This window comes from Halolactibacillus halophilus (assembly GCF_900115605.1).
GTDB classification, from domain to species: domain Bacteria; phylum Bacillota; class Bacilli; order Bacillales; family Amphibacillaceae; genus Halolactibacillus; species Halolactibacillus halophilus.
In genome coordinates this window covers 20,766-27,174 of the sequence record NZ_FOXC01000031.1, presented here as the reverse complement: position 1 = coordinate 27,174, position 6,409 = coordinate 20,766, and the positions used below count along the sequence as shown (strand labels likewise).

The 6,409-nt window shown below is 36.7% G+C and carries 5 protein-coding genes and 2 pseudogenes; 4 read left to right on the top strand and 3 right to left on the bottom strand.

Annotated features, from left to right (window positions below; genetic code table 11):
* Positions 1-635: pseudogene (locus tag BM098_RS10345) on the bottom strand (IS200/IS605 family accessory protein TnpB-related protein); the annotation flags it as partial.
* A 440-nt stretch (positions 636-1,075) separates the two neighbouring features.
* Between BM098_RS10345 and BM098_RS10340 the strand changes: the two are divergent.
* A complete protein-coding gene (locus BM098_RS10340) occupies positions 1,076-2,101 on the top strand; it encodes a permease (RefSeq protein WP_200795845.1) in 1,026 nt (341 codons plus the stop codon).
* 179 nt (positions 2,102-2,280) lie between these two features.
* On the opposite strand, the pseudogene BM098_RS13775 reads toward BM098_RS10340, so the two are convergent.
* Positions 2,281-2,679 (bottom strand): annotated as a pseudogene (locus tag BM098_RS13775) (transposase); the annotation flags it as partial.
* 219 nt (positions 2,680-2,898) lie between these two features.
* Here BM098_RS13775 and BM098_RS10330 point away from each other — a divergent pair.
* Together BM098_RS10330 and BM098_RS10325 are read left to right on the top strand one after the other, a co-directional pair.
* Entirely contained in the window at positions 2,899-3,255 is a 357-nt protein-coding gene (locus BM098_RS10330) for a hypothetical protein (protein ID WP_234987483.1), read from the top strand.
* A 384-nt stretch (positions 3,256-3,639) separates the two neighbouring features.
* Complete coding sequence (locus tag BM098_RS10325; RefSeq protein WP_089833056.1) at positions 3,640-4,053, top strand: ArsR/SmtB family transcription factor; 414 nt, start codon at positions 3,640-3,642, stop codon at positions 4,051-4,053.
* Between the two features lie 196 nt (positions 4,054-4,249).
* Here BM098_RS10325 and BM098_RS10320 read toward each other — a convergent pair whose 3' ends face one another.
* Positions 4,250-4,480, bottom strand: coding sequence for a hypothetical protein (locus BM098_RS10320; protein ID WP_159430166.1), 231 nt, complete (start codon positions 4,478-4,480; stop codon positions 4,250-4,252).
* 540 nt (positions 4,481-5,020) lie between these two features.
* Between BM098_RS10320 and BM098_RS10315 the strand changes: the two genes are divergently transcribed.
* Complete coding sequence (locus BM098_RS10315) at positions 5,021-6,349, top strand: sensor domain-containing protein (RefSeq protein WP_089833052.1); 1,329 nt, start codon at positions 5,021-5,023, stop codon at positions 6,347-6,349.
* Positions 6,350-6,409: the final 60 nt, after the last annotated feature.

Genomic DNA, 6,409 nt, shown 5'->3' with positions numbered 1-6,409 from the left:
CCGCGCGCGAGTTTTTTACTCCCAAAACACACACCTGCCACTTTGCTTGCCAGTTGTGTCTGTTGTTTTTCATATCGATCTTTCTTAAAGTTCAATTGGCCTAAGCGAGACTTTAGGTGTTTGATTTCAACATCAAGGTGTTGATGTTCAAAATCATAGGCGCAGTAAAATAAGCGTGTGGAATACTTATATGTCACAACAAAAAAGGCCCCTTTTTGTTGTTCACGTGATGTTTTATTGAACATCGGTGTTCCTTTAACAAAAGAGCCTTTTATTTTTTGAAGTGTCGTCAAGCGCGCCTTCGTCGCTTTTATTTTTCTTTTAACGGCGTTGATTTGTTCTTTTTTATTACGCATGTACACGTTCTTTAATTCTTTTTGTGCGGATAGAAGCGCGCGTCCTTCTTGAACAGCGCTGTTCGCATAATAATCATTTAATCCGTAACGTTGCTTTAAACGTTGATGGATGGAGACGGAACTTTTCGCTTTCGAGCCCCTAAGCTCGCGGACCTCCGCTTGATAGCGAAAATGTTTGGCTTGATTAAACACCCGAAGGGTGTGATCCATGGACATCACAAAATTAGGGTCGATTTTATGCTTATATAAGCGATTTGAAAAAATGGCCTTCATGCCCATGATACACACCCTCTCTTTTTTTGTGACGGTCATTGTTAGTGATTTAATTATACCATGCGGAATATATGTTTGTCACTTCAAAAATATTCAAAAATATTCAAAACAAGCAATTCATCACCCACCTAGTGCTAATGCACTTGAGGAAGGTGTCTTCTCGCCCTAAAACGATAAATTTAACTTTATCGTAGATAAAGAATTCAATATGAGTTATATACCCATTCAATTGGCGCTTACTGAAAATAGTGTATCTTCAGATGATACTTTCCGAAGATTTTTTGAACATCGTTTCAAAAGGCTTTAATAAAACCCTCATTAATTGGGGTTTAATTGAAAAATAAAAACGTTAAATGGTTATTGACAAAGAAAATATAAAGTAGTAATATTATTGCATGCTCAATAGTGCATATGAGCATATAATAATATTTAGGAGGTTTTACATCATGAGTGAACAGCTTATAATAGCTCTTGAGGAGTTTTGGCATGTTGGTTCTGTACTTATCATGGTAATAGCGGGGATATCAATACTTACAGGATTTGTTAAGGAGTATATACCTCAAGAGAAGCTTCAAAAAAAGTTGAAAGGCCAAAATACGATCATGGGTGCAATAACTGGAGCAGCACTCGGTATATTAACACCTTTCTGTAGTGCTTCAATGGTTCCAATTGCGATGGGTATGATAGAAATGTCAGCACCATTTTCAACAGTATTACCATTTCTAATTTCAGCACCATTGTCAAATTTTGTTGTAGTAGGAATAATATTTGGAGCCTTTGGTTTTAAAGTTGCATTAATATACTTTTTATGGACATTTGGCGGGGCAATACTAGCTGGTCTTACTGTAGGACGTAGTAAAGTTAGATATCAAGTTAAAAACTTAGCTGAAATAGCTGCAACTAAAAAGAATACTACATCATGTGGTGAACCTAATAATGCATCTCAAGGAATTGCCATTTCAGAAACAAAAAATGCTTGTGATAGTGCATTCACAAATTTAGATTCAGATCTAAACAGTAGTGATGAAGAATGTCTTGGAGCTGCGACTAACGGTGGACATAAGGAAAAGATTAGAGGAGCATTACAATTTGCCGTATCCTTATTCAAGCAAATTGCGCCTTACGCTGTAGTAGGTGCAGCAATAAGTGGTATTGCTCTGGCCTATATTCCAAGTAGTGTTGTTGAAAAGTACGTTGGAGGGGATGCATGGTATGCAATTCCTGTTGCGGCAACAATCGGAGTACCTTTATATTTGCGTATTGAAATGGCAATCCCGCTTTTAGGTACTTTACTCACAAAAGGAATGAGTATGGGTGCGGCTATGGCACTTCTAATAGGAGGTACAGGAGCTAGTTTGCCAGAATTAGCAATTCTAAATTCAATGCTAAAACCAAAAGGAATTGTTGCATTTACATTAACAGTGTTGACACTTGCTACGACTGGTGGAATTCTTTTTATGTTTATACAATAATTTTTAAAGAGTAACTTCACAAATTATTTTAAAAACTCGAGTTTGACACTTTTTTAAAATAACCCCCCTCTAAATCCTTGCTATCAATGGGTTTAGAGGGGGTTCTTTTTTTAAAAAGTAAGTATTATTTTGCTTTATTGGATAGCTTTATCTCGATTATCACGTTGGGTTGCGACGCAGTAATACGTCGATCGAGGGACCTGTAACAGAGTACACATCGCTGATATCGAATACTGATGACGGTTGTTTCTTATCACATTTATTTTCGTCCCATGATCAGCGCTGCTTGCTTTTTAGTGTTTCTTTTAGAAACACTTATCCTTTAGGGTAAATATCATTTTCCATTGCCAGTTGTTTATTTTGATTCCGTAAGCGAATCAGTTCTTCTTGTTCAGGTGTGCGGTTATCTTTTTTTTGAATGAACCCGTCTCCTTGTGTTGACGAATCCACTTGTCAAAGGCTGATGGCGTTAACTTATACTCTTTAATAATCTCGTTTCTAGGTTTTCTAGCTAGGTACAGTTTGACAACTTGTTCTTTAAATTCTTTTGAGAATAATCGGCGTGCTCTTTTTTCCATGATTGGTCTCTCCCTCGAGTGATTAGTCCCACAAGTTTAACCGACCTTAACAAAACTGTCTAGTTTAGTGTAACCTATCCAGTGTTGTTTGTTGAGGTAGATGGTGTCTTTGTCCGTTGCACAAAGCATCGAAGAGGCATTGAAGTCTCATAAGCGATTGTGTATGAGGGATGGTGTCAAAATAGAAAGCGCGTCACTTTAAAAGTACTCACGCTTGTGATGAGTACAGAGGCCATAGACGACTTTTGGAATGACGTACAGACAATGACAGCGTTGACCTATTCACTTGAACCGTCACAGGTGGTAGGTAACAGTGATGGTGGTGTTGGATACGGGGAGGAACGGTTTAAAACAACCTTCTCCCAGTCTGATAAAGATGTGTTGTGCCAGATAGATAAATGCCGTGTGTTACAAGCGATTATCCGGACGTTTGGTGCTGAAAAAAGCGACATGAAGACAAGTAAAATGCGATTGATATGCATGATCACGATCAATTTATCTTGTGGACGGATACATATGAAAGCAGTTGACCCGAAAAAGCTAAATGGCTCATTGATTTTAAGACCTACATACTAAATCAAAGGCATCGTTATTTTGATTGGCACAATGGAATCAAATCAACATCGTGTTTCTTGCCGGATGAAGAAGCGAGGGATGCATTGGAGATCGATCAACGGTGCCAATTCAAGCGCGATTGTCCAACTGGTTAAGAGCCTCTCTCTTATTTAAGCTTACCGTTCCCGTAGCTAAGGTTTTCGTGATTTGAAAACTTTACGTAAGGGGAACGGCCAACAAACGACAGTGCGGTAGCAAAAAACGCGCACTCAAATTTTTATTTAGCGATCTTACTGAGAACAACTCGACACAAACATTTTTAAAGAGTAACTTTACAAAATGTTTTAAAAATAATATACTTGATGCATGCTAAATTAGACATATGTAAACTATATGGAGGTATATATGAAAAACTTTGAAATTAACCCTTTGGAGCGTTATACAACAATTTTTAAAGCTTTATCAGAATTAACAAGGCTCAAGATAATGTGGCTATTGCTATCTATAGATTCCAAAATAAGCGTATCTGAGATAATTGATGTGTTGGAGGAAAGCCAGTATAATGTATCAAAACATTTAAAAATTTTAAAAAATGCTGGCTTAATCCATGAAAAAAAGGAAGGGAAATGGTCATTCTATTATTATCTACCTAGTGAAGCCTTGTTTGATAAATACGTTAAAGAAACAGTTATGGCAATTCCAAAAGATTTGATGACTAAAGAGATCATTCGTTGTGAGAAACGTCTATCTATGAGAGTTGATGGTAAGTGCATTATTGGGGCTGAAAGTGATGAATGGGCTGAACTAAAAAATGACTAAGTTTATATGTGCATTTAATTTCTGTTATAGGAGCATTCCTGCAAGGAACTAAATACGAGGGGACATCAATGATTTTAAAGAATGTAAAAAAGAAGTCCTTTTGGTACGATAGTGAGTGTCAAAGTTGACCTTTAATTTAAGTGTCGAAAGAAAATTTCTACAATAGATTTTGCACAAAATCAATGCTTAATGCAAATTACAGGGAATACATGGTTGTGTCAAGTTGTTCAATAGCGCTTAAATTTGTAACGTTGATTGGTATGCCGCCCTGTGTTGCACCGACAGATGGACGTGTTTCCTGCGATAAGTGATAGTACATGCGGCCTTTTTTCTGCATGTCTTTTTGTTTATACTGACTAAGTGCTGAATGGTTTAAATACATGCTTATTAGCGTCTTATTTGTATGTGCTTGAAGAAGCCTCACCATACCTAATTCACCTGCTTGACTTCAATACATCCCACCCTTTTTCAGGTCATCCACTGTACTTTCGTACATATTCATCTACAAGATAAATTGATCCTGCGATTCAATCGCCTTTTTGATATGTGTCTTCCTGTCTTTTTTTGTGAGTACCAATCCATAAGGTAGGTCGGCTCGAAAATAGCCTTTGCTACAATGTTAAGTGTAGTAAAGGCTATTGATATTTCTTCTGAATATTAGGATTCCAAGGACAAAAATTTTTTAAAACTGATTTATATGTAAAGTTTTTGTATTAGTTATTTGTTCAAATGGTTCAGTAAGGTATTCGAATGCATCAAGATCATTCGCTTTGGCGGTCTGTATGATGCTATGGGTGATGGTACTTGATAGAGCACGCTGGTGCTCATTGGAAAGTGCGAATATATAAAATAGAACTAAAACATATGATATAATTCAGTCTAAGAGACAAGTCATTTGCTTTAGTAAGTATAATATCAATACAGTAAATACTAAATAAGAGCTTGCATGGAAAGGTAGGCTGACAATATGATAGATAATTATTTAAAACGCGAACTATATGATTTAGTAAAAAATGATTCTGTTATTTTTGAGTATATTCAAACGGACATGTTAGATGGCATGTGGTATTGGGATTTAGAACACCCTGAAAACGAATGGCTGAGTCCAAAGTTTTGGAAGACACTCGGCTATAATCCTGAAGAAAAGAAACACTTGTCTTCTGAATGGCATGATATTATTCACCAAGAAGATTTAAAGTTAGCAACAGAAAGTTTTCATAAACATTGTGAAAATCCAAATCACCCATATGACCAAGTTGTTCGTTATGAGCATAAAGAGGGGACAACAGTCTGGATGCGATGCCGTGGACTCGTCATCAGAGATGAATTCGGTCGGGCTAAGCGCATGTTAGGCTCACACACGGATATCACCGATTCTAAAAAAGTTGAGAGTGATTTGTCTCGGTTAACAAGAGAATATGAAAAAGTATTTAACGGAACACAAGATGCGATGTTTTTAATGAAAGTCATCTCCAATGGTCACTTTCAATATGTGAGAAATAATTTAGCCCATCAAATTAAAACAGGGTTAAAATTAGAAGATATTAGAGATAAGACGCCAGGAGATATACTTGGTGAGGAAGTAGGACAGATAGTATCAAAAAACTATCAAACATGTGTTAATAAAAGGACGAGTATAACCTACGAAGAAGAACTCGATTTACCTGCCGGGAAGCGAATTTGGCAAACGACACTCACACCGGTTTTTGAAGAGGAGATAGTGATTAATATCGTCGGTTCAGCTACAGATATAACTGAGCAAAAATTATTAGCGCGCGAACTAGAAAAACAAGCGAATTATGATAAATTAACAGATTTGCCGAATAGAAAATTATTCTTTGAACGCCTTGAAAGAATGATTGTAGAAACCGAACGAGACCAAAAACAATTTGCCTTACTGTTTGTTGATTTAGATGGCTTTAAAAATATTAACGACCAATATGGCCACCGCGCCGGTGATGACGTGTTGGTGACGGTTGGTAAGCGTCTAACTGAAAGTGTCAGAAAGTCAGATACGGTTGCTCGCATGGGTGGCGATGAGTTTACAATTATATTAAGAGACACACATGACCGGGATAGTATAGAAGAGGTAGTTAAAAACATTCATCAACGTGTAAAAGAAGCTATGCGTTTTAGCGATTGTGTTTGTCACATTGATACTTCTATCGGTATTGCTGTTTACCCTGATGATGGGGTAGATAGTGAGACGCTACTTAAAAATGCTGATGAGATGATGTATAAGATTAAACATAATGGTAAGGGGAATTATCGCTTTTTTTCTGATGTCAAATCATAATAAACTGAATATGGATAATGAAGACGATATATTTGAACCAGTAAATACTGCCTTTTTTAC